The sequence below is a fragment of the Paraburkholderia oxyphila NBRC 105797 genome, from assembly GCF_000685075.1.
GTDB lineage: Bacteria > Pseudomonadota > Gammaproteobacteria > Burkholderiales > Burkholderiaceae > Paraburkholderia > Paraburkholderia oxyphila.
In genome coordinates, this window is sequence record NZ_BAYD01000103.1 from 1 (window position 1) to 24832 (window position 24832).

A 24832-nucleotide genomic window follows, 5' to 3' on the forward strand; every position below is an offset into this window, starting at 1 on the left:
TGCTGGTGTGGTTGCAAAGATCATCGAGTAAGTTTTTGCCAGTCTCGTTGATCGACTAGTGGTTTCGGGGTTGGCTTAGCCGCCAACCCCAAAATGGTTTAGGGGTATAGCTCAACTGGCAGAGCGTCGGTCTCCAAAACCGAAGGTTGGGGGTTCGATTCCCTCTGCCCCTGCCAACTTCTCGCGCCTGTGGCGCGTTGTTCTTTAAGGTGTTATGGCGAATCCTTCCGTCGAAACTGTTAATACTTCCAGCGACAAGCTGATGCTTGCGGCGGGCGTATTGTTGGTTGTGGCCGGGTTCGTAGGGTTCTACTGGCTCGGTAGCCAGGAGTGGTATGTCCGCGGTGCGGCGCTCGCAGTGGGCGTGATCGCGGGGGTGGTAGTCGGTCTTCTTTCGGCGCCCGGCAAGAGCTTCATCGCGTTTGCCAAAGACTCGTACAAGGAAGTTCGCAAGGTCGTCTGGCCGACTCGCAAAGAGGCCACGCAAACGACTCTGGTGGTCTTCGGTTTTGTGCTGGTAATGGCCATCTTTCTCTGGGTTTGTGACAAATCCATTGAGTGGGTGATTTTCTCGGCGATTCTGGGTTGGAAATGATATGAGCGATACACCGGCATCCCCGAGCGGAAAACGTTGGTACGTGGTGCACGCCTACTCTGGTATGGAGAAGAGCGTGCAACGTGCGCTTCAGGAGCGCATCGAACGTGCTGGCATGCAGGACAAGTTTGGCCAGATCCTCGTTCCGACTGAAGAAGTGGTCGAGGTGAAGGGCGGTCACAAATCGGTGACCGAACGTCGTTTCTTCCCGGGCTATGTCCTGGTCGAGATGGAAATGACGGATGAAACGTGGCACCTCGTGAAGAACACGGCAAAGGTGACGGGTTTCGTCGGCGGGGCGCGTAATCGCCCGAGCCCGATTTCGCCGCGCGAAGTCGAAAAGATCATGTCGCAGATGCAGGAAGGCGTTGAGAAGCCGCGCCCCAAGACCCTGTTCGAAGTCGGCGAGATGGTCCGCGTGAAGGAAGGTCCGTTCACGGACTTCAACGGCAGCGTCGAAGAAGTCAACTACGAAAAATCGCGCGTTCGGGTCTCCGTCACCATTTTTGGTCGCGCCACGCCGGTCGAACTCGAATTCGGCCAGGTCGAAAAGCTGTAAATCGAATACGACGGATCGCATCTTTGGTGCGGTCCGTTTTTCCGCGCTTACGGTCCGCGTTATGGCCGTAGAGGAGCGCCAGTAGTCCAGTCGGCTGAGCCTGTCGGCATAGCGAAGATTGCGGCGAAAGCGCGCTACCACTCACCTGAACGCTCACGCGTTCCAATGAGGTTTTCAACATGGCAAAGAAAATCATTGGCTTTATCAAGCTGCAGATTCCTGCAGGTAAAGCCAACCCGTCGCCGCCGGTCGGTCCGGCACTGGGTCAGCGCGGCCTGAACATCATGGAGTTCTGCAAGGCGTTCAACGCGCAGACTCAAGGGATGGAGCCGGGTCTGCCGACGCCGGTCGTGATCACGGCTTTCGCGGACAAGAGCTTCACGTTCATCCTGAAGACGCCGCCGGCCACGATTCTGATCAAGAAGGCTGCGAAGGTCGACAAGGGTTCGGCCAAGCCGCACACCGACAAGGTCGCCACGATCACGCGTGCTCAGGCTGAAGAAATCGCCAAGACCAAGATGCCGGACCTCACGGCAGCGGATATGGACGCAGCGGTCCGCACGATCGCTGGTAGCGCCCGTTCGATGGGCATCGTCGTGGAGGGCGTGTAAATGGCTAAGGTTTCGAAGCGTCAAAAGGCACTCGCTGCCAAGGTCGACAGCCAGAAGCTGTACCCGATCGTCGACGCACTGTCGCTCGTGAAGGAATGCGCCACGGCGAAGTTCGACGAGTCGATCGACGTCGCAGTCCAGCTCGGCATCGATGCGAAGAAGTCGGACCAGGTCGTTCGCGGCTCGGTCGTGCTGCCCGCAGGCACCGGCAAGTCGGTCCGCGTTGCAGTGTTCGCGCAAGGTGAAAAGGCTGAGCAAGCCAAGGCAGCAGGCGCTGAGATCGTCGGCATGGAAGACCTTGCTGAGCAGATCAAGGGCGGCAACCTGAATTTCGACATCGTGATCGCTTCGCCGGACACGATGCGTATCGTCGGTACGCTCGGCCAGATCCTCGGCCCGCGCGGCCTGATGCCGAACCCGAAGGTCGGCACCGTGACGCCGGACGTCGCCACCGCGGTCAAGAACGCGAAGGCGGGTCAGGTGCAATTCCGTGTCGACAAGGCCGGTATCATTCACGCGACCATCGGCCGTGCATCGTTCGAGCCGACCGCGCTGCGCAGCAACCTGGACGCGCTCCTCGAAGCGCTGACCAAGGCGAAGCCGGCGACGAGCAAGGGCGTGTACCTGCGCAAGATCGCTGTGTCGAGCACGATGGGCGTTGGCGTTCGCGTCGACCAGACGTCGCTCGCAGCGTAAGCGTCGCAATAGTTTTGCCGCGCTGAGGTTCGAAACGAAGTTGGGTCGGATCGCAGCGTGGATTTAAAGGGCTTTGGGCGGTTGGGCGGTGGCAGTCGAGCATCGCGCAACCGGTTGTCAAAGACCGTTGGCGGAAGTGCAGCAGTTGGGTGCTTCCTTAATGTGAAGCCAACGCAGATGGCGAACCCGAAAAGGTTTTGAAGTGCGAAAGCGAGTGAAAGAGGGCGGAAACGCTCCCGATTGCAAGCTGAGTTGCTCCAGACTGGTCGGTCGCCGTTGTTGAACGCGGCACACGTAGCGAAAGTGAAGTGTGTCGAATCTGGAGGTTAACCGTGCCACTGAACAAAGAAGGTAAGCAGGCCGTCGTGGCTGAAGTCTCCGCGCAAGTCGCGAAGGCTCAGACCGTGGTGTTGGCCGAGTATCGTGGAATCGCGGTTGGCGATCTGACCAAGCTGCGCGCGAAAGCGCGCGAGCAACAGGTGTACCTGCGCGTGTTGAAGAACACGCTGGCGCGTCGCGCTGTCGAAGGTACCCCGTTTGCTCCGCTGGCAGAGCAGATGACTGGCCCCCTGATCTACGGCATCTCGGAAGATGCCATTGCTGCTGCGAAGGTCGTCAACGACTTCGCGAAGGGCAATGACAAGTTGGTCATCAAGGCTGGTTCCTACGAAGGCAAGGTGATGGACAAGGCAGGCGTGCAAGCGCTGGCCAGCATCCCGAGCCGCGAAGAACTGCTCTCGAAGCTGCTGTTCGTTATGCAAGCTCCTGTTTCCGGTATGGCGCGCGCTCTGGCCGCGCTGGCGGAAAAGAAGCAAGCAGAAGCGGCCTGATTTCAGGCTAGCGAACGAACACAGGCGAGCGAGAAGGATCGCTAGCTGTTTCCGAATTCAAATCTGGAGTAATTTCAAATGGCAATCGCAAAAGAAGACATCCTCGAAGCCGTTGGCTCGATGTCGGTTCTCGAACTGAACGAACTGGTCAAGGCATTCGAAGAGAAGTTTGGCGTGTCGGCAGCTGCTGTGGCAGTCGCTGGCCCGGCAGGCGGCGGCGCTGCTGCTGCTGCTGAAGAGCAGACCGAATTCACGGTCAACCTGCTCGAAGCCGGCGCGAACAAGGTTTCGGTCATTAAGGCCGTTCGTGAACTGACGGGTCTCGGCCTGAAGGAAGCGAAGGACCTGGTTGACGGTGCACCGAAGCCCGTGAAGGAAGCGGTGCCCAAGGCTGCTGCTGAAGAAGCGAAGAAGAAGCTGGAAGAAGCCGGCGCGAAGGCTGAAATCAAGTAAGTTTCAGCGCGCTGTGCGAAGGCTGGCGGTTTTTACACCGCCGGCCTTTTTGTGCTTTGTGGGTTCTGCGTTTTTGTGTTCGATTTTTTGAAGATCGGAGGCGGGATGCGGGACCCAGAAGCCAAAGAAAAACGTCTTTCGTCGGGTGAAAACCTCAAGACGCACGACGCTTCTCTTTGTCTTCTGAAGCGACTGCAGAAGGCAAGTTTGGTCGGGCAGCGGGCAAGTTATGACAAGCCGGTATCCGCTGCCGTCAGCCAGCGGTTGGTAGAGGCCAACCACCAAGCTTCCAGGGCTCGCGCAGCCATCGGGTCTCAGTCGGTGAACACTCGGGTCGTCCTACCCGCCGTGATTCGGAGATCGTATGCAATATTCCTTCACCGAGAAGAAGCGTATTCGCAAGAGTTTCGCGAAACGCCCCATCGTTCACCAAGTTCCTTTCCTGCTGGCTACCCAGCTTGAATCATTCAGCACGTTTCTGCAAGCAGAAACGGCGAGCGCACAACGCAAACCGGAAGGTCTGCAGGCTGCGTTCACGTCCGTTTTTCCTATTGTTTCCCATAACGGCTTTGCTCGTCTAGAGTTCGTGAGCTACATGCTCTCGTCGCCGGCATTCAACATCAAGGAATGCCAGCAACGGGGCCTGACGTACTGTTCGGCGCTTCGCGCCAAGGTGCGTCTCGTGCTGCTCGACAAAGAATCGCCGAGCAAGCCGGTCGTGAAGGAAGTGAAGGAGCAGGAAGTGTACATGGGCGAAATTCCGCTCATGACGCCGACGGGCTCGTTCGTCATCAACGGCACCGAGCGTGTCATCGTCTCGCAGCTGCACCGCTCGCCTGGCGTGTTCTTCGAACACGACAAGGGCAAGACGCACAGCTCGGGCAAGCTGCTCTTCTCGGCACGTATCATTCCTTACCGCGGTTCGTGGCTCGACTTCGAGTTCGACCCGAAGGACGTGCTGTACTTCCGCGTCGACCGTCGCCGCAAGATGCCGGTCACGATCCTGCTGAAGGCCATCGGCCTCACGCCGGAACAGATCCTCGCGAACTTCTTCGTGTTCGACAACTTCTCGCTGATGCCGGAAGGCGCGCAGATGGAGTTCGTGCCGGAGCGTCTGCGTGGTGAAGTCGCGCGCTTCGACATTACCGATCGTGACGGCAAGGTCATCGTCCAGAAGGACAAGCGGATCAACGCGAAGCACATCCGCGACCTCGAAAACGCGAAGACCACGTTTATTTCGGTCCCCGAAGATTATCTGCTCGGCCGCGTTCTCGCGAAGAACGTCGTCGACGGCGATACGGGCGAAGTGATCGCGAACGCGAACGACGAAATCACCGAAACCGTGCTCGACAAGCTGCGCGAGGCGAAGATCAAGGACATCCAGACGCTCTATACGAACGATCTGGACCAGGGTCCGTACATCTCGTCGACGCTGCGTATCGACGAAACGGCCGACAAGATGGCTGCGCGCATCGCGATCTATCGCATGATGCGTCCGGGCGAGCCGCCGACCGAAGAAGCGGTCGAGGCTCTCTTCAATCGTCTGTTCTACAGCGAAGAAGCGTACGACCTCTCGAAGGTGGGTCGTATGAAGTTCAATCGCCGCGTCGGCCGTGACGAAATCACGGGCCCGATGACGCTGCAGGACGACGACATCCTCGCGACGATCAAGATCCTCGTCGAGCTGCGCAACGGCAAGGGCGAAGTGGACGACATCGACCACTTGGGCAATCGTCGCGTGCGTTGCGTGGGCGAACTCGCGGAGAACCAGTTCCGCGCCGGTCTCGTGCGTGTCGAACGTGCAGTGAAGGAACGCCTCGGCCAGGCCGAAAGCGAAAACCTGATGCCGCACGACCTGATCAACTCGAAGCCGATTTCGTCGGCGATTCGCGAGTTCTTCGGTTCGTCGCAGCTGTCGCAGTTCATGGACCAGACCAACCCGCTCTCGGAAATCACGCACAAGCGTCGTGTTTCCGCACTGGGCCCGGGCGGTCTGACGCGTGAGCGCGCAGGCTTCGAAGTCCGCGACGTGCACCCGACCCACTATGGCCGCGTGTGCCCGATTGAGACGCCGGAAGGTCCGAACATCGGTCTGATCAACTCGCTCGCACTGTACGCGCACCTGAACGAATACGGCTTCCTCGAAACGCCGTATCGCAAGGTCGTGGACAGCAAGGTGACCGACCAGATCGACTACCTCTCGGCGATCGAAGAAGGCCGTTACGTGATCGCTCAGGCGAACGCGGCAGTGGCCGAAGACGGCACGCTGACCGACGAACTCGTGTCGTCGCGTGAAGCGGGCGAAACGCTGATGGTCACGCCGGACCGCATCCAGTACATGGACGTGGCGCCGTCGCAGATCGTCTCGGTTGCAGCTTCGCTGATTCCGTTCCTCGAGCACGACGACGCGAACCGTGCACTGATGGGTTCGAACATGCAGCGTCAGGCCGTGCCTTGCCTGCGTCCGGAAAAGCCGGTCGTCGGTACGGGTATCGAGCGCACGGTTGCGGTCGACTCGGGCACGACGGTTCAGGCGCTGCGTGGCGGCGTGGTGGACTACGTCGACGCGGGCCGTATCGTGATTCGTGTGAACGACGACGAAGCGGTTGCTGGTGAAGTTGGTGTGGACATCTACAACCTCATCAAGTACACGCGTTCGAACCAGAACACGAACATCAACCAGCGTCCGATCGTGAAGATGGGCGACAAGGTTGCGCGCGGCGACGTGCTGGCTGACGGCGCATCGACGGATCTGGGCGAGCTCGCGCTCGGCCAGAACATGCTGATCGCGTTCATGCCGTGGAACGGCTACAACTTCGAAGACTCGATCCTGATCTCGGAGAAGGTGGTTGCGGACGACCGTTACACGTCGATCCACATCGAAGAACTGAATGTCGTTGCACGCGACACGAAGCTCGGACCGGAAGAAATCACGCGCGACATTTCGAACCTCGCGGAAGTGCAGCTTGGCCGTCTCGACGAGTCGGGCATCGTGTACATCGGCGCGGAAGTCGAAGCGGGCGACGTGCTCGTGGGCAAGGTCACGCCGAAGGGCGAAACCCAGCTCACGCCGGAAGAAAAGCTGCTGCGCGCGATCTTCGGCGAGAAGGCTTCGGACGTGAAGGATACGTCGCTGCGCGTGCCCTCGGGCATGAGCGGCACGGTTATCGACGTGCAGGTGTTCACGCGCGAAGGCATTACGCGTGACAAGCGCGCGCAACAGATCATCGACGATGAACTGAAGCGCTATCGCCTCGACCTGAACGACCAGCTGCGTATCGTGGAAGGCGACGCGTTCCAGCGTCTCGCGCGCATGCTCGACGGCAAGGTCGCGAACGGCGGTCCGAAGAAGCTCGCGAAGGGCACGAAGATCGACCAGGCTTACCTGGAAGACCTCGACCACTACCACTGGTTCGACATCCGCCTCGCGGACGAAGAAGCAGCGGCGCAGCTCGAAGCCATCAAGAACTCGATCGAAGAAAAGCGTCACCAGTTCGATCTGGCGTTCGAAGAGAAGCGCAAGAAGCTCACGCAAGGCGACGAACTGCCGCCGGGCGTGCTGAAGATGGTCAAGGTGTACCTCGCGGTGAAGCGCCGTCTGCAGCCTGGCGACAAGATGGCAGGCCGTCACGGTAACAAGGGTGTCGTGTCGAAGATCGTCCCGATCGAAGACATGCCGTACATGGCCGATGGCCGTCCGGCAGACGTCGTGCTGAACCCGCTGGGCGTGCCGTCACGGATGAACGTGGGTCAGGTTCTCGAAGTGCATCTGGGTTGGGCCGCGAAGGGTCTGGGCTGGCGTATTGGCGAAATGCTCGCGCGTCAGACGAAGGTTGCGGAGCTGCGTGAGTTCCTCACGAAGATCTACAACGAATCGGGCCACAAGGAAGACCTCGACAGCTTCAACGACGACGAGATCCTCGAGCTCGCGAAGAACCTGCGCGAAGGCGTGCCGTTCGCCACGCCGGTGTTCGACGGTGCGACCGAAGAGGAAATGGGCAAGATGCTCGATCTGGCGTTCCCGGACGACATCGCGCACAACCTCGGCATGACGCCGTCGAAGAACCAGGTGCGTCTGTACGACGGCCGCACGGGCGAAATGTTCGAGCGTACGGTGACCGTGGGCTACATGCACTACCTGAAGCTGCACCACCTTGTCGACGACAAGATGCACGCGCGTTCGACGGGTCCGTACTCGCTCGTCACGCAGCAGCCGCTGGGTGGTAAGGCGCAGTTCGGTGGCCAGCGTTTCGGTGAGATGGAAGTGTGGGCGCTCGAAGCGTATGGCGCTTCGTATGTGCTGCAGGAAATGTTGACGGTGAAGTCGGACGACGTGACGGGCCGTACGAAGGTGTATGAGAACCTCGTCAAGGGCGATCACGTCATCGATGCAGGCATGCCGGAATCCTTCAATGTGCTGGTGAAGGAAATCCGCTCGCTCGGTATCGACATCGACCTCGACCGCAACTAATCGGACTACGGAGAGAAGGCAATGAAAGCTCTGCTCGATCTATTCAAGCAAGTCCAACAAGAAGAAGTTTTTGACGCGATCAAGATCGGTCTGGCCTCGCCGGACAAGATCCGCTCGTGGTCGTTCGGTGAAGTGAAGAAGCCGGAGACCATCAACTACCGTACCTTCAAGCCGGAACGGGATGGCCTGTTCTGCGCGAAGATCTTCGGGCCGATCAAGGACTACGAGTGCCTGTGCGGCAAGTACAAGCGCCTGAAGCACCGTGGCGTGATCTGCGAGAAGTGCGGCGTGGAAGTCACGCTGGCGAAGGTGCGCCGCGAGCGTATGGGCCACATCGAGCTGGCCTCGCCGGTCGCGCACATCTGGTTCCTGAAGTCGCTGCCGTCGCGTCTGGGCATGGTGCTCGACATGACGCTGCGCGACATCGAGCGCGTGCTGTACTTCGAAGCCTACGTGGTGATCGAACCGGGCATGACGCCGCTGAAGGCGCGGCAGATCATGACCGAAGAGGATTACTACAACAAGGTCGAAGAGTACGGTGACGAATTCCGCGCCGAGATGGGCGCGGAAGGCGTGCGCGAGCTGCTGCGTGCGATCAATATCGACGAACAGGTCGAGACGCTGCGCACCGAGCTCAAGAACACCGGCTCGGAAGCGAAGATCAAGAAGTACGCGAAGCGCCTGAAGGTGCTCGAGGCCTTCCAGCGTTCGGGCATCAAGCCCGAATGGATGGTGCTCGAAGTGCTGCCGGTGCTGCCGCCCGAACTGCGTCCGCTGGTGCCGCTGGACGGCGGCCGCTTCGCGACCTCGGACCTGAACGACCTGTATCGCCGCGTCATCAACCGTAACAACCGCCTGAAGCGTCTGCTCGAGCTGAAGGCGCCGGAGATCATCGTCCGCAACGAAAAGCGGATGCTCCAGGAAGCGGTTGACTCGCTGCTCGACAACGGCCGTCGCGGCAAGGCGATGACGGGCGCGAACAAGCGTCCGCTGAAGTCGCTCGCCGACATGATCAAGGGTAAGGGCGGTCGCTTCCGTCAGAACCTGCTGGGCAAGCGCGTGGACTACTCGGGCCGTTCGGTCATCGTGGTGGGTCCGACGCTCAAGCTGCACCAGTGCGGTCTGCCGAAGCTGATGGCGCTCGAACTGTTCAAGCCGTTCATCTTCAACAAGCTGGAAACGATGGGCGTTGCCACGACCATCAAGGCTGCGAAGAAGGAAGTCGAGAACCAGACGCCGGTGGTGTGGGACATCCTCGAAGAGGTGATCCGCGAGCATCCGGTCATGCTGAACCGTGCGCCTACGCTGCACCGTCTTGGCATTCAGGCTTTCGAGCCGGTGCTGATCGAAGGTAAGGCAATCCAGCTGCACCCGCTCGTTTGCGCGGCGTTCAACGCCGACTTCGACGGTGACCAGATGGCCGTTCACGTTCCGCTGTCGCTCGAAGCGCAGATGGAAGCGCGTACGCTCATGCTCGCGTCGAACAACGTCCTGTTCCCGGCCAACGGCGATCCGTCGATCGTGCCGTCGCAGGATATCGTGCTGGGCCTGTACTACGCCACGCGTGAAGCGATCAACGGCAAGGGCGAAGGCATGACGTTCACGGGCGTGTCGGAAGTGATCCGCGCGTACGAGAACAAGGAAGTCGAGCTGGCCTCGCGTGTGAACGTGCGTATTACCGAAATGGTCCACAACGAGGACAAGTCGGAAGGCGCACCGGCATTCGTGCCGAAGATCACGCTGTACGCCACGACTGTCGGCCGTTCGATCCTCTCGGAAATTCTGCCGCCGGGCCTGCCGTTCTCGGTGCTGAACAAGCCGCTGAAGAAGAAGGAAATTTCGCGTCTGATCAACACCGCGTTCCGCAAGTGCGGTCTGCGTGAGACGGTGATCTTCGCTGACCAGCTGATGCAGTCGGGCTTCCGCCTTGCAACGCGCGCCGGTATTTCGATCTGCGTGGACGACATGCTCGTGCCGCCGCAGAAGGAAACCATCGTCGGCGACGCCGCGAAGAAGGTGAAGGAGTACGACCGTCAGTACATGTCGGGTCTCGTCACTGCGCAAGAACGCTACAACAACGTGGTCGACATCTGGTCGGCAACGTCGGAAGCGGTCGGCAAGGCGATGATGGAGCAGCTCGCGACGGAACCGGTCGTCGACCGTGACGGCAACGAAACGCGTCAGGAATCGTTCAACTCGATCTACATGATGGCCGACTCGGGCGCGCGGGGTTCCGCGGTCCAGATCCGTCAGCTGGCGGGGATGCGCGGCCTGATGGCGAAGCCGGACGGCTCGATTATCGAAACGCCGATTACCGCGAACTTCCGCGAAGGTCTGAACGTGTTGCAGTACTTCATCTCGACCCACGGTGCACGTAAGGGTCTGGCTGATACGGCACTGAAGACCGCGAACTCGGGTTACCTGACGCGTCGTCTCGTCGACGTCACGCAGGATCTCGTGGTCGTCGAGGACGATTGCGGCACGTCGAACGGCGTGGCGATGAAGGCCCTCGTGGAAGGCGGTGAAGTCGTCGAAGCGCTGCGCGACCGTATTCTCGGCCGTGTGGCGGTGGCGGACGTCGTCAATCCGGAAACGCAGGAAACGATCTACGCTTCGGGCGACCTGCTCGACGAAGACGCGGTCGAAACGATCGAGAGCCTCGGCATCGACGAAGTGCGCGTGCGCACGCCGCTCACCTGCGAAACGCGTTATGGCCTGTGCGCCGCCTGCTATGGCCGCGACCTGGGCCGTGGCTCGCGCGTGAACGTCGGCGAAGCCGTTGGCGTGATCGCGGCGCAGTCGATCGGCGAACCGGGCACGCAGCTCACGATGCGTACGTTCCACATCGGTGGTGCGGCATCGCGTGCGGCAGTGGCCTCGTCGGTGGAAGCCAAGTCGAACGGTACCGTGCGCTTCACGGCGACGATGCGTTACGTCACGAGCGCGAAGGGCGAGCAGATCGTCATCTCGCGTTCGGGCGAAGCCATCATCGCCGACGATCACGGCCGCGAGCGCGAGCGTCACAAGGTGCCGTACGGCGCGACGCTGCTGCAGCTCGACGGCGCGCAGATCAAGGCCGGCACGCAGCTCGCGACGTGGGACCCGCTCACGCGCCCGATCATCACCGAGTACGGCGGTACGGTGAAGTTCGAGAACGTCGAGGAAGGCGTGACCGTGGCCAAGCAGATCGACGACGTCACGGGTCTGTCGACCCTCGTCGTGATCGACGCGAAGCGCCGCGGCTCGCAGGCTTCGAAGAGCGTGCGTCCGCAGGTCAAGCTGATCGACGCGAACGGCGACGAAGTGAAGATTCCGGGTACGGAGCACTCGGTGCAGATCGGCTTCCAGGTCGGCGCGCTGATCACCGTGAAGGACGGTCAGCAAGTGCAGGTGGGTGAAGTGCTCGCACGTATCCCGACCGAAGCGCAGAAGACGCGTGACATTACCGGTGGTCTGCCGCGTGTGGCGGAACTGTTCGAAGCACGTTCGCCGAAGGACGCAGGTATCCTGGCGGAAGTCACGGGTACGACGTCGTTCGGTAAGGACACGAAGGGCAAGCAGCGTCTCGTTATCACGGACCTCGAGGGCAACCAGCACGAGTTCCTGATCGCGAAGGAAAAGCAGGTGCTGGTCCACGACGGTCAGGTCGTCAACAAGGGCGAAATGATCGTGGACGGCCCGGCCGATCCGCACGACATCCTGCGTCTGCAGGGTATCGAGGCACTGTCGCGCTACATCGTGGACGAAGTGCAGGACGTGTACCGTCTGCAGGGCGTGAAGATCAACGACAAGCACATCGAAGTGATCGTGCGTCAGATGCTGCGCCGCGTGCAGATCACCGACAACGGCGATACGCGTTTCATCCCTGGCGAACAAGTCGAGCGTTCGGACATGCTCGACGAGAACGACAAGATGATCGCGGAAGACAAGCGTCCGGCGACGTACGAGAACGTGCTGCTCGGTATCACGAAGGCATCGCTCTCGACCGACTCGTTCATCTCGGCGGCATCGTTCCAGGAAACGACCCGCGTGCTGACCGAAGCGGCGATCATGGGCAAGCGCGACGATCTGCGTGGCCTCAAGGAAAACGTGATCGTCGGCCGTCTGATTCCGGCCGGTACGGGTCTCGCGTTCCACAAGGCGCGCAAGGCGAAGGAATCGTCGGATCGCGAGCGTTTCGACCAGATCGCAGCGGAAGAAGCGTTCGAGTTCGGCACGCCGGAAACCCCGGCTGCAGAGCCGCAGCCGCAGCAGCCGCACACGACGGACGAGTAAGCTTCTGGCGAACCTCGTTCGCCATCGGCTGAAATGTCGGATGAAATCCGCCCGGGGCGACCGGGCGGATTTTTTTTTGCCCGTGCCAACCGAGGCGCGGCATTTTGTCATGGTGAACATTCGTACACGCAACTTCCCTGCACGGGGTAGCCGCCCATGCTAATGTGGCGCCTCGCGCGGCCCGCGCGTCTGTCGGACGGGCTTTGTCGTGTAACCTTTACCCATTCCGGAGGCGTGAATCATGTGGGTTGTTGGAGTCGGTCTGATTTTGAATCTGGTGGCGTCGGTCGGGATCTTCTCGTATCTGCTGCATCACGTCGGCATCCAGCCTGCCGCGATGTTCTTCGCGACTTTCCTGGTCGTGTGGGCCCTCATCATCATTGGCTTCATCATGCAGCTCGCGGGGAAAACGCGTATTGGCGCGCTGCTGATTTCGATCGGGTCACTGGTCTTTGTGCCGGTCGGGCTCGTCGCGATCATCGGCAGCATTCGGGTCGCACGCAGGCAAAGCAAGCTGGCGGCTGGCGGCCGTACCGTCTGAATTGATCATTCGCACCCGATGCCACGCTCGTGGCATCGGGTATTTTCCGGAAGTTGGTGCGCCCAATATAAGTCGCTATCCTAACTAAAAGAATAATTACTACTTAAGCGTTGCTGCTTCTGACGCATCTTGATTAAAGGTGTAACCCAACCAATTGGTTTGGCTTCTTATAATTTCTTTCTTTCTCACCGGTCTTGCGGTGAATTCCTCGATTCATATGCTGCGTGGCTCGATCGATATGCCCGAAACCGCGCTGAATTCTGCGATTAAAAAAATCCAACCAAGAGAAATTCCTAAGAGACGGTTGTTTTTTACGGACACTTTTGTGTTGAGGTAAATCAAGTCGCAGATCGAATCGCAGAAAATTTACAATTCCCTATTCTCTAACTTTCCTCCAGCGACTAAAGTTGCGAAGCGCTGTAGTTCACACCAGATGAAAAGCGCATGCTTCCAGATAACGGCTCGTTGAGCCACAAATCGAGAAGCGTTTCGCGATAGCGGCACAACAAAGACCAAACAATGCTGGCGGCAGCAGCGGCTTCAAATCAAATAAAGTGTACGGGGTATATCGTTAGATATGCGAATTGGTATAGATATCGTTGAAACGGAGCGGATCGCGCAAGCCATGGCGCGCAGCGGCGATGCATTCGTCGGGCGCCTGGTCTCCGCAGAAGAAATGCAGGCGCACGATCAACCTGCGAATGTCGAGCGCGTCGCTGGCATCTGGGCCGCCAAGGAAGCCGCGGTGAAAGCACTCGGAACTGGCTTTCGCAACGGCATCACCTTTCACGATATCAAGATCCTTCATGACCCGCTTGGAAAGCCGTATTTCGAGTTTTCGGGTGAGTTCGACAGGGTAATGCGACTCGAAAATCTGAAGACATCTATTTTGACAATCTCGCATTGCAAAACGCATGCGGTCGCGGCTGTCGTGCTCAATTAATAAACTCGAAACATAAACAGATTATGGCCATCTATCCAGAACTCGAAGGTAAGACCGTCGTGGTGACCGGCGCCAGCGGCGATCTCGGTTTGGCGATTTGCCGAAAATATCTCGCGCTCGGCAGTAAAGTGATCGCGCTCTACAACAATACCAAGACCAGTCTCGACGCGCTCGCGGCCGAGTCCGACTACGCAAGCCGGCTGACGATCACGCAATGCGACGTTGCAAACCGCGACGATGTCGAGCGCTTGCGCGGCGAACTGGAGCAGCGCATCGAGGCCGTCGACGTGCTCGTCAATAACGCGGGCATCAACAAGGACAACTTGATCTCCACCATGACGTTCGAAGAGTTCGACGACGTGGTGCGCGTCAATCTCCATGGGACGTTCAACATGACTCAGGGGATGTTGCGGCTGATGCGGCACGCGGCACAAGCCAGTGTCGTGAATGTGACTTCCGTTGCCGGGGTGACGGCGAGTTTCGGCCAGTCCAACTACAGCGCATCTAAAGCGGGCATCTCCGGCTTTACGCGCTCGATTGCGAAAGAGCTCGCATCAAAAGGGGTCCGGGTCAATGCCATTGCGCCCGGCTTGATCGAATCGCGAATGGTCAAGAAGGTGCCGCGCCACATCGCACGGACCATCTTCGACGCCATTCCGCTGAACCGCTTTGGGCGTCCTGAAGAGATTGCCGAGGTGGTCGCGTTTCTCAGTTCCAACGCCGCAAGCTACATCGTCGGGCAGACGCTGGTGGCCGACGGTGGTCTTGTAATGCGTTAATTTGCGGAAATTTTCATGTCCAAGCTAGAACGAAGTCTTCTGCCTGCGCAGCAGTTGTTTGAGATCGGTGTGTGGCGATCCCCGATATTCATGGTGGACCGCATTGCCGATATCGTGACCGGCTCCAAGCCCAGTATCACCGTCGTCAAACACGTCACATTCAACGAGTCGTATATCGCCGGCCACTTTACCGACAATCCGGTCATGCCCGGCGTGATGATCGCCGAGATTTTTGGCCAGGGCGGCGAGTATTGCACGTTCTTCAGGGATGTCTGCGAGCAATACGCGCAGGAAACGGGGCGCGTTGCCAAGCGATTCGAAGACGTGGCGGAAATTCTCAGTACGCCTGACGGAAAGCGCATCATCAGTGAAATGCGCGCCAAGGCGATCGGGTTCCTCGCCGCCCAGAACATCAAGTTCAAGAAGGTCGTCTATCCGGGCGACACGATCTACGTCGACTGCCGGTTAGCGTTTTCCGATGCCCAGGGGTTCAATCACTTCAACGTCGAGGCGCGGGTCGGCCGTCACGTTGCCGCCGAGGGCACCATCATCAATTTCCGGACCGACCGGGACAAGATCGGTGGCAATGTTGCTGCCGGAATCTCACGATAAAGAGCGAAAAAATGACCAACACTACGATACTGGACGACGTAGAGCGACGCAAAGCCGTGCTCGAGAAGCTCAAGGCGGGGCTGATTCAGCGTCTCAATCTGCCCCAGACCGTCGAGCAGATCGACGATGACACGCCGCTGTTCGGCAGCGGTCTGCGCCTGGACTCCGTCGACGCAACCGAAGTCTTCGTGCTCCTCGACGAAACCTTTGGAATTCGCGTGTCGGAAGGCGACGAGCCTTCCTATCTGCGAAGCATCAATACGCTTGCCTCGTTCATTCTCGAACGCACGAAAGACGCGCAAGCGACCGCAGCCTGACGAAAGTCCGACCCAAACTCGACGCAAAGAGACGAGCAAGCTATGACGAGCCTGAAAGACATGCATATCAGCCACGGCGCAAAGATGGGCGTGCGCAATGGTGTTGAAATTCCGCTGAGCTATGGCGATACCGCGCGCGAAATCGCCGCCGCCCGCAAGCATATTCTGCTGACCGACTATTCCCATATGGGCCTCGCCGAAATCGCCGGCGAAGACGCCTATGAAGTGCTCAACACGATCGTGGGCGGCGACGTTTCCGCGCTGCGCGACGAGCAGGGCATGTACACGGTGCTGCTGGACGAAGAAGGGAAGATCATCACCGACGTCTACATCCTGTGTGACGAAGAGCGCTTCATCGTCATGACGGAATGGCTGAAGGGGGACGAGCTGCGCGACCTGATGCAGGCCGCTGTCGATCGCTGCAAGGATGAATTCAGCGAAATCGACGGCGTGAAATCGCTGGATGGCGAACGCGGCGTGCTGCATTTCGAAGGCCCCTACGCATGGGAGCTGATGGCCGAGATGTTTGGCATGGACGTGATCGGCTTGCCGTTCCATGAATACATGTTTGTCGAGCAGGACGAGATCCTCTTCCGCGCAGGCAAGCACGGCGAATTCTCGTACAAGCTGGTCGTGCCGACCGCACGATTCGCCGAGATCTGGCAACAGGCGGTGGAAGCCGGCAAGAAGTACGACATGGTCATCGGTGGCCTCGACTACCAGCGCCAGGTGCGCATCGAGAATCCGTGCTGGGATCCCTCGGCGCTCGCCGCATTTTCGCGCTGCCCGGTCGAACTGCAGATGCAGTGGGCACTGCGCTACACGAAGGACGATTTCGTCGGCAAGCGCGCGATCGAGCAGCGCCTTGCCCAGGGCGTGACCCGTCGCGCAGTGGGTTTCGTGGCTCACGGCGAGCACGCGGCGGCCGCGGCGCCTGGCGACGCCGTCTATTTCGGCGACAAGAAGATCGGCGAAGTGATGGTGTGCGGCACGATTGCTGAAGACGGCCGCCATGTGGGCCGCGCGATGTCGAGCGAAGCGCTGGCCTATGCGGATGTTGGCCCGCTGCGTCTAGTGACGGCAAAGGGCGACGCCCAGCTCAGGACCACGGCGATTCCGTTCCTGCGCAACTTCAGCTTCATGGTCAATCCGTCCGAGCACAGCTACGTCGATCCGGCGAAGCCGAAGCATCTGATCGAGCAAATCGAGCGCAAGAAGCAGGCTCAGGCCGCAGCGAACTGAGCGTCGAGCGGTGTAGCTCACGCAAGCAACTGGCAGTCGTAAAGACTGCCTGATCGAGACCGCCCGCCGGGAAGCGCGGGCGGTTCGATACGCAGTCCCGGTGAGCGACGGTCAAGCGATTTTGCATCGGACTACATATTAATTGATGCCAGATCGGAAAGCCCAGGAATATCGGGTCCGGGTAGAGATAAAGTGGAAAAAAACATGCAAACGCAGCGTAAGCGGGTCGTAGTCACGGGGATGGGGCTGATGTCGTCCATCGCCGATAACGTGGACGAATTCAAGGAAGCGCTTTTCAACAAGGTCTGTGGCATTCGCCCGAGCGAACACTATCAGCCCTGGTTCGACGGCGCGAATGCGTCGGAAGTCTTGCGGGAGGTCGTCTACGAGGACCTGCCGGCCGAGCGCGCGGAATTGCTCGACAAGGCGGCGCTCTGGGCCTACAAGGTCGGTCACGAAGCGCTCAAGCGTGCGAATGCGTCCTCCGCGGAATTGCGCGAGAAGACGGGTCTCGTCATCGGCATCTCGTCCGCGGGCACCGAAGCCTATATGCCCATTCTTGAAGAGAATTACGAAATCTTCTCGCTCAAGAAGATCGTCGTCTCCGGCAGCTTCGCTTCGCCCAGCGCGATTGTCTCGGCACTGCTCGGCCTGAAGGGCGGCTTCGAAATGGTGGCCACCGCCTGCACCGCGAGCACCAACGCTATCGGCATGGCATTCGACCAGATCCAGAACGGCAAGAATCCGGCCGTGCTCGTGATCGGCACAGAACCGCTCTACCTGCCTACCTTCGCTGGCTTCTACGCGCTGCACGCGATGAAGCGCGGCCCTGCGAGCCCATTCTCGGGCGAACCCGGCATGTCGATCGGCGAAGGCGCTGGCGCGCTCATGCTCGAAGAGTACGAGCATGCGGTAGCCCGTGGCGCGAAAATTTATGCCGAGATAGTTGCGTATGCAACGTCTGGAGACGCGTTCCACGAAACCGCACCCGATCCGCGTGCGGAAGGCGCAGTCCAGGTGATGCGCTCGGCGCTGAACAATGCGGGCCTTCAGCCGCATGACATCCAGTACATCAACGCCCACGGCACAGGAACGGACGCCAACGACCGCTCCGAAACGCTGGCGATGAAGAAGGTGTTTTCCACCATCGCAGATATTCCTGTGAGCTCGACGAAGGCCTATGTGGGGCACAACATCGGCTCAGCCGGCATCATCGAACTGATTGCCTGCTATCTCACCTTGCCCGAAAAGAAGATTCTGCCGACGCTGAACTTCACCGTGCCGCGCCCCAACTGCGACCTGAACTACGTGCCCAACGAGTTTCAGTCCGCGGACGTCGGCGTGTTCATGAAGAACAACTACGCGTTCGGCGGCAACAACTGCTGCGTCATCTCCAGCACGCGTGCGGGTATCGTGCCGGCAACGTCGTACGAACCGAAGCGGGTTGGCATCACGGGCATGGGCGCCGTGGCCTCGGCGGGCCACGACCTCGACGAAATCTTCGACGTCGTGTGGAGCGGCAAGCCGTCCGGCCGCAAGGTCAAGCTTACCGGCGAGGTCAAGGAGAGCCACTCGTTCGCGGGCCTCGTGGACCACCCGTCCGTGCGCGAGAAGGTGAAGCAGTATTTGCTCAATATTTTCAGCCCGGAGATCGTCAACTCGCTCGGCGAACGGTACATCTGGGTGCACACGGTCGACAATCTCGACCCGCGCAAGTATCTGCGACGTTTCGACGAGCGCAAGGCCGATCCCATTTGCACCTTCGCGCTGCTCGCCTTGACTCAGGCGCTCAAGGGCGCGAGCCGGAAGATCCGCCGTGACGGTCACGATCTGGGGCTGGTGCTGGGCATGTCCAAGGGCCCGCGCACGAGCGTTGAAACCTACATGCGCAGCATGATTCCCGAGCCTACGAAGGTTCGCACCTCGGAATTCCCTGGCGCGCTGATGAACGCGATTGCGACCTTCTGCTCGATCACCGAAGGTATCAAGGGCTACAACACCACGCTGGCGACGGGCAACAACGCAGCCTTCGGCGCCCTCGGTTATGCCTATGAGCTGGTTCGCCAGAACCTTCAGCCCCAGGTGATCGCCGGTGGCGCCGATGAGCGGCCCATGCAGTTCTGGTCATACCTGCAAACGCTCAACGACGGCATGCAACTGGAGGACCATCCCGAGGCGTATGAAGTCTACGGCGAGAACGGCAAGGGCTACTTGCTGGGCGAAGGCGCGGGCATGCTCTTCCTGGAAGACGTCGAGCACGCCAGGGCGCGCGGCGTAGAGGTGCTCGCGGAGATCCTCGGCTACGGCAGGGCCTGTGACGCCGCCTATTTCGACCGCGACGCAATCGAGCCGCGATGCGCGTCGATCACGACCTCGATCCGTCATGCGCTCGACGAGGCCGGAATCGGCATCGACGAGATCGACCTCGTTTGCGGCAACAGCGACGGCACGGCGACCAACAACGCCGCCGAACTGGGCGCGATTCGCGCGGTCCTGGGCGAGCGCGTGGGGCAGGTGCCGGTCGTCAACTACAACGGCTACTTCGGCAACGTCGAGTCGTGTAGCGCGATGCTGAACATGATTGTCGTCCTCGAAATCATGCGCCGCGGCGAAATTCCGCCGATTCCCTATACCACGACGTTCAGCGCCGACGACATTCAGTTCGTCACGTCGCTCCAGCGCAAGCAGGTGCGCACGGCGCTCGTGCTGGGCGCAACGGAAGGCGGCAACCACTACGCGTACGTGATCCGGGCGGGTGCCTGATGGCCTTGCGCAACGTCCCGGTGACGATTCGCGGCGCCGGACTCGAATGCGCTTACGCGGGCAGCCCCGGCGAACTCGTTCGTCGGCTGGCTGCTGGCGAGAGCGTGGCTACGCGCCCATGGTTCGCGAGCGAACGCGAGGCCGCCGACCTGCGCCTTCCCGGCAACCCGCATCACGCGGCGTTTTTCGTCGGGGAGGCCGCGCAGCTGTCCGTGATGGAGCGCGCGCAGCAAGTGCTGGAGCGCGTCATCGCGCAGGCGCTGCAAGACGCGAGCCTCGACGAGTCCGCCCTTGGCGGTCCGGATGTGCGCGTCTATGTGGCCGGGCACGGCATGCGCCCCGACATTGGCGACTTCGCCGGCTACGAAAACCGCAACGATGACGAAGATCTGCTGTATTTCCCGAAGCTCAAGGGATTGAGCGTCGCGAGCTACGCGCAGGACGAGCTTGCTCACCGGCTCGCTGTCCGGTACCGGCTGGCGGCACCGCCGGTTCCGATCTATACGGCCAGCTGCTCCGCCATGTCGTCGCTCTACCTTGCCTGGCAGGCGATACGCGCGGGTTTCGCGCGCAGGGCACTCGTGGTCGGGTGGATGCAATACACGCTGCAGGACATCGTGTTCATGGGCGGCCAGGGCGTATTGGGCGTCGGCAATTCGCAGCCGTTTTCGGCGCAGAGCGGCGGCATGTTGCCGGCGGACGGTGCATGCGCACTCCTGCTCGAGGCCGCCGACGACGCACCCGCGGCGGCGCCGACATCGCAGATACAGATCGCCAGCTGTGTGGCGTATCAAAGCAGCGGAGAAGCGCGCAGCGCAATCACAGCGGATTTTCGCGCGATTGCCGCCACCATGGAGCGCGCACTCGAGGGCGCCGCGCTCAAGCCCGAGGACATCGCATGCGTCGTTCCGCATGCCAATGGCACCCCGGCCAGCGACAAGTCCGAGGCCATGGCGATCCTGAAGATCTGGGGAAAAAAAGGCGTGCCGGTCGTGACGTACAAGGGGCAAACGGGCTACATGTCGGTCTGCAGCGGGCTGCTCGATCTGTTTGCGATTGGCGACGCGCTCGTGAAGCAGCAGGTGCTTCCGGCGCAAACGCGGCTGCCTTTGGACGACACGTTGCAGATCGATTTTCACGTCAATCGCGCTGCGCTGCCGCTTGCCGGCGGCGCGATCTTGAAGAGCACACTCGGTCTAGACGGCTCCATTGTCGCGTGTGTCTTGACGCAGGGGCCATTGCCCGGAGGTTTGCATGAAGTGCGCAGTTCCTGATAGCGCGATCGGCGTGATCGGGATAAGCACGGTGGAAAGCGGTCATGCCTTCGTCCCCTTCGAGCCGAGCTGGTTCAACGCCACCGAGGCGCGTTTTTTCAAACAGGCGCAGCGGCGCCAGGCACAGCAGGAATGGCTCTTTAGCCGCTTCGGCATGTCGGGTGACGGTGTGGACAGCGAGCAGATGCGCCGGGCGGCGTATCGCGATGCGTTCAATGCGCTGGCGAAGGTTTGCCGAAATGCTTTCGATCAGGTCGGCCGGAAACTGGAAACCCAGATTCGCAAGCAGCGGTCCGCATTCGTTTATTTCGACGCTTGGGGAGAGACGGCCACGTTCGAAGGGACGAACAGCTGGCGGGACGTCATCAGTCTCGACATGCTTCCCAAGCCGATTCTTCGCGACTACGGAATCCGGAACTTCTCGTGCAAGGTGCGCGGGGAGCGCAACGGTTTCATCCACGCGATTCGTTTGGCGTCCGATCTGCTGAATTCCGATGAGATGGACACGGTCGTGGTCGCCGGTCTGTTTCGCAGCCTGCCCATCATGGTGCTGTCTTCGGCGGCGGAGCGTGTGGCATTGCACGGCGCAGCGCGATCGAAGCTGGCCAGTCCGTGCCCGAGTGTCGAGCGCGCCGGTTGTGTCGTTCTGCGCAAGCATCCTGCGCAGGGCATGTCGCTCGCCATCACGTCATACAGCCAGTTGCCGGAGAGCCCGCAGCGTGCGCGCGACGAGCTCGCCCGAACGTGGGCCGCGCGTTGCAACGACCGCACCGCATACGTCATGGCCGGCCTGCATCCGAGTGCCGCCATGCGTGAGCTGGAGCGCGATGCCTATGCGGCCTCCGCGGCTACCGCGGCCTCTGCGCCCGGCAAGCGCTATCTCTCGGTTTGCGATGTCTACGGCGACAGCGGCTGCATGAACCCCATGCTCGCGCTGACCCATTTGAGCAACGCAGCGGACTGGAGGGCGGGCCGCCACGCGCTGATCAGCGCGGACGACGGCCGCGGCGGCGTATGGGCCATGGAATGCTGGAACGTCCCGCATGGGGCGGAGGAGCTTGAATGAACACCCCTTGCGATTTCGCGTTTGAACTCGCGCGCAGTCCACGTAGCGCCGCCATGCGCGGCCGGCCGGCGGCATTGGAGAAGCGCTCATGACCATTGACGTACAACCCCTGCCTATCGTCCAGATGCAGGGCGCCGGCAAGCGCTACGGAAGCGGCGCAGGCGCGGTGCACGCGCTGCAGGGCATCGACCTGACGATCCGGCCCGGCGAGTTCGTCGCGTTGTGCGGGCCGTCGGGCAGCGGCAAGAGCACGCTGCTCAATCTGATGGCCGGCATCGATGCGCCAACCGAAGGGCGCGCGTTGCTCCTCAATCACGATTTCGGGAGCTTGAGCGACGTTGCGGCTGCCCAGCTGCGCGCGAAGACGATTGGCTTCGTGTTCCAGTTCTTCAACCTGCTGCCGGTCCTCAGCATATTCGACAACGTCTACTACCCGTTGATGCTCAACGGGCACAGTCGTGCGGATGCGCGCGACGAGGTGATGTCGATGCTCGAGCGCGTGGGTCTGATCGCGCATTACAAGCGCAGGCCGGGCGAGCTCTCCGGGGGGCAGCAGCAGCGTGCCGCGATTGCGCGTGCGCTCGTGAAGCGCCCGGCACTGGTGGTCGCGGACGAGCCGACGGGCAATCTGGATACGCACACGGGCGAAGAAATCGTCGACTTGCTGCTCGACATGAACAAAGAACTGCAGACCACGTTCGTCATCTCCACCCATTCGCTGCAATTGAAGGACAGGGCGCGACGTGTCATTGAGATCGAGGACGGGAGGCTCAAACGAGATGGGCAGCAGAACTAAGGCGCTTTGGCGCGGAGCCCTCTGCGTGGCGTTCTTCGCGAGCGCGCAGGCGATGGCGGATAACGCAGCAAGCGACGCGTCGCGCAGTGCGGCGATGCTGGCCACGCTGAGTACGCAGACAGCAGGCAATGCCCGCGCGCAGGCGATGCTCACGATCGCGCAGCGCAAGACGGGCTCGGACCTGGACCACGCCGTGTCGGCCCTCAGGACGACGCTCATGCGCGATCCGGCGGACCTCGACGCGAAGATGTACTACGGCTATGGCCAGTTGCGTCTGGCCCTGCAGTACCTGGCCAACAAGAACTTCATGCAGGCCGCCGAGCGTGCGAAGCAGGGCTTCTTCTACGTCGACGAGGCCGCGGAGAGTGCGCCGGACAACTGGCGGCTGCGCTACCAGCGCACGCGCGTGGACGCGTTCTCGCCGCCCTCGAATGGACGCTGCGTGATTGCGCTCAAGGACACGGCCTTCCTCGAGTCGGATGCGGAGGTGCCGCGCGAGCTGATGCCAATGATCGGCGTCATGCGGGGGCGTGCACAGGACGCATGCCGCAAGGGCTCGTCGCTGGCGGGCGGCAATCCGGAGCAGGCGTCCACTGTCGCGCCCGCGCCGCCGTTGACGCCGGCCGAGATCGCCAACGTGCTGGAACCCATCGTGAAGGAGCAGCGGTGAGCACTGCATTGTTCTATCTTTCGAACGCCGTGATGCTCTATGCCCTCGCGGTTGCGCTCGGTGCCTGCCTGTGGCGCCGCACCGATCTTCAGTATGTCTTTCTGAATCTGTTTCGCCAGCGCCGGCGCTCGGGCATGACACTGCTCGCCATCGTTCTCGGTGGTGTCGCGGTCTTTCTGTTCGGCGGCTTTGTCGACTATTCCTTCTGGGCTTTGCGCGAGCAGACGATCCGCACGAACGTCGGTCACATCCAGCTCTATGAAAAGGGTTATCTCGAGAGCGGTGCCGCGGTCGGAACCATGACACATAGTATTGCCAACTATGACGAGATCGCGCGCATTCTGCGCACCGATCCCGTGCTCGGGCCGCATATCAAGACCGTGACCGGGCGCATCGAGTTTTCGGGAATCATTTCCCGCTATGAGAGCGGTGTGTCGACGTTCTTCTCGGGCGTGGGCGTAGAGCCTGAAACGTCGCTCGAACTCGGTGCACTCGATCGTGTGGTCTCCGGCAGCGACCTCTCGCGTATCCAGTCGAAGGGCGTGACGATTGGCTCCGGTGTCGCCGCCGCCCTGAAGGCAGGCTATGACGACTACACCGACATGCTCGTCGTCACGCCGGGCGGCGGGCAGAACGCGATGTCGGTCCAGGTGCGCGGCGTGTTCGCCTCGGGCATCAAGGAGTATGACGACACCACCATCAAGCTGCCGCTGAAGACGGTGCAGCAGTTGCTGCAGACCTCCAACGTGAGCCGCATGATCATCCTGCTCGACAACACGGACTATACCGACGCCGCCATGCGGCGCATCGACGAGATCATCAAGGCGCGCAACCTGCCGCTCGAAGCGCGCCCGTGGACCGATCTTGCCGTGTTCTATCACCAGGTCGTCAATCTGTTCGAAGGCATCTTCTTCTTCATCAAGGCGCTCGTCAGCGTGATCGTCGTCTTCATGATCGGCAACACCTTGATGATGAGCGTCGTCGAGCGCACGCGGGAGATCGCGACGCTGCGCGCGCTTGGCCTCACGAAGCGCCACGTGGGCCGGCTCTTCATGCTCGAGGGCATCGTGATCGGTTTGCTTGGCGCCGCGATCAGCGTCGTGCTCGGGATCGGCATTGCCGAGCTCATCAACATCAACGGTGTGCCCATGCCGCCGTCGCCGGGCTACACCCAGGGTTATCTGGCGTTTGTCATGTGGACGGGCGATTACCGGCTGTTCTGGTTCGCGTGCGCGCTGCCGCTGGTCACCGCGGTGATTGCCTCGATCATGCCGGCGCGGCGCGCGGCGAATCTCGTCATTGCCGAAGCATTCAGGTTCGTTTGAACCACATATCAACG

Annotated in this window: 20 protein-coding genes and 1 tRNA gene; all 21 read left to right on the forward strand. The window is 60.8% G+C overall.

All coding sequences use genetic code 11. From position 1 onward, the window contains the following. Positions 1-100: 100 nt before the first annotated feature. Positions 101-176 (forward strand) — tRNA-Trp (locus BO1_RS38745). A gap of 38 nt (positions 177-214) precedes the next feature. Next, on the forward strand, positions 215-595 hold the full coding sequence (gene secE / locus BO1_RS38750) for a preprotein translocase subunit SecE (protein ID WP_028222169.1): 381 nt from the start codon (positions 215-217) through the stop codon (positions 593-595). Position 596: 1 nt separating this feature from the next. Further along, the gene (gene nusG / locus BO1_RS38755) at positions 597-1154 is read left to right on the forward strand and encodes a transcription termination/antitermination protein NusG (RefSeq protein WP_028208939.1); all 558 of its coding nucleotides are present in this window, start codon (positions 597-599) and stop codon (positions 1152-1154) included. A gap of 179 nt (positions 1155-1333) precedes the next feature. Further along, entirely contained in the window at positions 1334-1765 is a 432-nt protein-coding gene (rplK, locus tag BO1_RS38760; protein WP_028222170.1) for a 50S ribosomal protein L11, read from the forward strand. Beyond that, positions 1766-2461 (forward strand): 50S ribosomal protein L1, encoded by a 696-nt coding sequence (gene rplA, locus BO1_RS38765; RefSeq protein WP_028222171.1) that lies wholly within the window; start codon positions 1766-1768, stop codon positions 2459-2461. 332 nt (positions 2462-2793) lie between these two features. After that, positions 2794-3291 (forward strand): 50S ribosomal protein L10, encoded by a 498-nt coding sequence (gene rplJ / locus BO1_RS38770; protein WP_028222172.1) that lies wholly within the window; start codon positions 2794-2796, stop codon positions 3289-3291. A 78-nt stretch (positions 3292-3369) separates the two neighbouring features. Beyond that, positions 3370-3744, forward strand: a complete 375-nt coding sequence (gene rplL, locus BO1_RS38775) for a 50S ribosomal protein L7/L12 (protein ID WP_027821097.1) — start codon at positions 3370-3372, stop codon at positions 3742-3744. A 364-nt stretch (positions 3745-4108) separates the two neighbouring features. Beyond that, positions 4109-8215, forward strand: coding sequence for a DNA-directed RNA polymerase subunit beta (gene rpoB, locus BO1_RS38780; protein ID WP_028222173.1), 4107 nt, complete (start codon positions 4109-4111; stop codon positions 8213-8215). Between the two features lie 21 nt (positions 8216-8236). Continuing rightward, positions 8237-12490 carry a DNA-directed RNA polymerase subunit beta' gene (gene rpoC, locus BO1_RS38785; protein ID WP_028222174.1) on the forward strand — a complete coding sequence of 1418 codons (4254 nt, stop codon included), beginning with the start codon at positions 8237-8239 and terminating at the stop codon, positions 12488-12490. Between the two features lie 241 nt (positions 12491-12731). Next, complete coding sequence (locus BO1_RS38790) at positions 12732-13031, forward strand: hypothetical protein (RefSeq protein WP_043288432.1); 300 nt, start codon at positions 12732-12734, stop codon at positions 13029-13031. Between the two features lie 577 nt (positions 13032-13608). Then, entirely contained in the window at positions 13609-13974 is a 366-nt protein-coding gene (acpS, locus tag BO1_RS38795) for a holo-ACP synthase (RefSeq protein WP_028222176.1), read from the forward strand. Between the two features lie 59 nt (positions 13975-14033). Then, complete coding sequence (gene fabG / locus BO1_RS38800; protein WP_218002849.1) at positions 14034-14753, forward strand: 3-oxoacyl-ACP reductase FabG; 720 nt, start codon at positions 14034-14036, stop codon at positions 14751-14753. Positions 14754-14768: 15 nt separating this feature from the next. Then, entirely contained in the window at positions 14769-15365 is a 597-nt protein-coding gene (locus tag BO1_RS54585; protein WP_043288434.1) for a hotdog family protein, read from the forward strand. Between the two features lie 11 nt (positions 15366-15376). After that, a complete protein-coding gene (locus tag BO1_RS38810; protein ID WP_028222178.1) occupies positions 15377-15682 on the forward strand; it encodes an acyl carrier protein in 306 nt (101 codons plus the stop codon). A gap of 42 nt (positions 15683-15724) precedes the next feature. Continuing rightward, a complete protein-coding gene (locus tag BO1_RS38815; RefSeq protein ID WP_028222179.1) occupies positions 15725-16924 on the forward strand; it encodes an aminomethyltransferase family protein in 1200 nt (399 codons plus the stop codon). A 204-nt stretch (positions 16925-17128) separates the two neighbouring features. Next, positions 17129-19687 (forward strand): beta-ketoacyl-[acyl-carrier-protein] synthase family protein, encoded by a 2559-nt coding sequence (locus tag BO1_RS38820; RefSeq protein ID WP_028222180.1) that lies wholly within the window; start codon positions 17129-17131, stop codon positions 19685-19687. Next, the gene (locus tag BO1_RS38825; RefSeq protein ID WP_028222181.1) at positions 19687-20961 is read left to right on the forward strand and encodes a beta-ketoacyl synthase N-terminal-like domain-containing protein; all 1275 of its coding nucleotides are present in this window, start codon (positions 19687-19689) and stop codon (positions 20959-20961) included. The genes BO1_RS38820 and BO1_RS38825 overlap by 1 nt, the downstream gene beginning before the upstream one ends. Next, positions 20942-22027, forward strand: coding sequence for a hypothetical protein (locus BO1_RS38830; RefSeq protein ID WP_028222182.1), 1086 nt, complete (start codon positions 20942-20944; stop codon positions 22025-22027). Before BO1_RS38825 ends, BO1_RS38830 begins: the two co-directional genes overlap by 20 nt. 88 nt (positions 22028-22115) lie before the next feature. Further along, positions 22116-22823, forward strand: coding sequence for an ABC transporter ATP-binding protein (locus BO1_RS38835; protein ID WP_028222183.1), 708 nt, complete (start codon positions 22116-22118; stop codon positions 22821-22823). Next, positions 22807-23493, forward strand: a complete 687-nt coding sequence (locus tag BO1_RS56685) for a hypothetical protein (protein WP_156992642.1) — start codon at positions 22807-22809, stop codon at positions 23491-23493. The genes BO1_RS38835 and BO1_RS56685 overlap by 17 nt, the downstream gene beginning before the upstream one ends. Further along, entirely contained in the window at positions 23490-24818 is a 1329-nt protein-coding gene (locus BO1_RS38845) for an ABC transporter permease (RefSeq protein WP_028222184.1), read from the forward strand. The genes BO1_RS56685 and BO1_RS38845 overlap by 4 nt, the downstream gene beginning before the upstream one ends. The last annotated feature ends 14 nt before the right edge of the window (positions 24819-24832 follow it).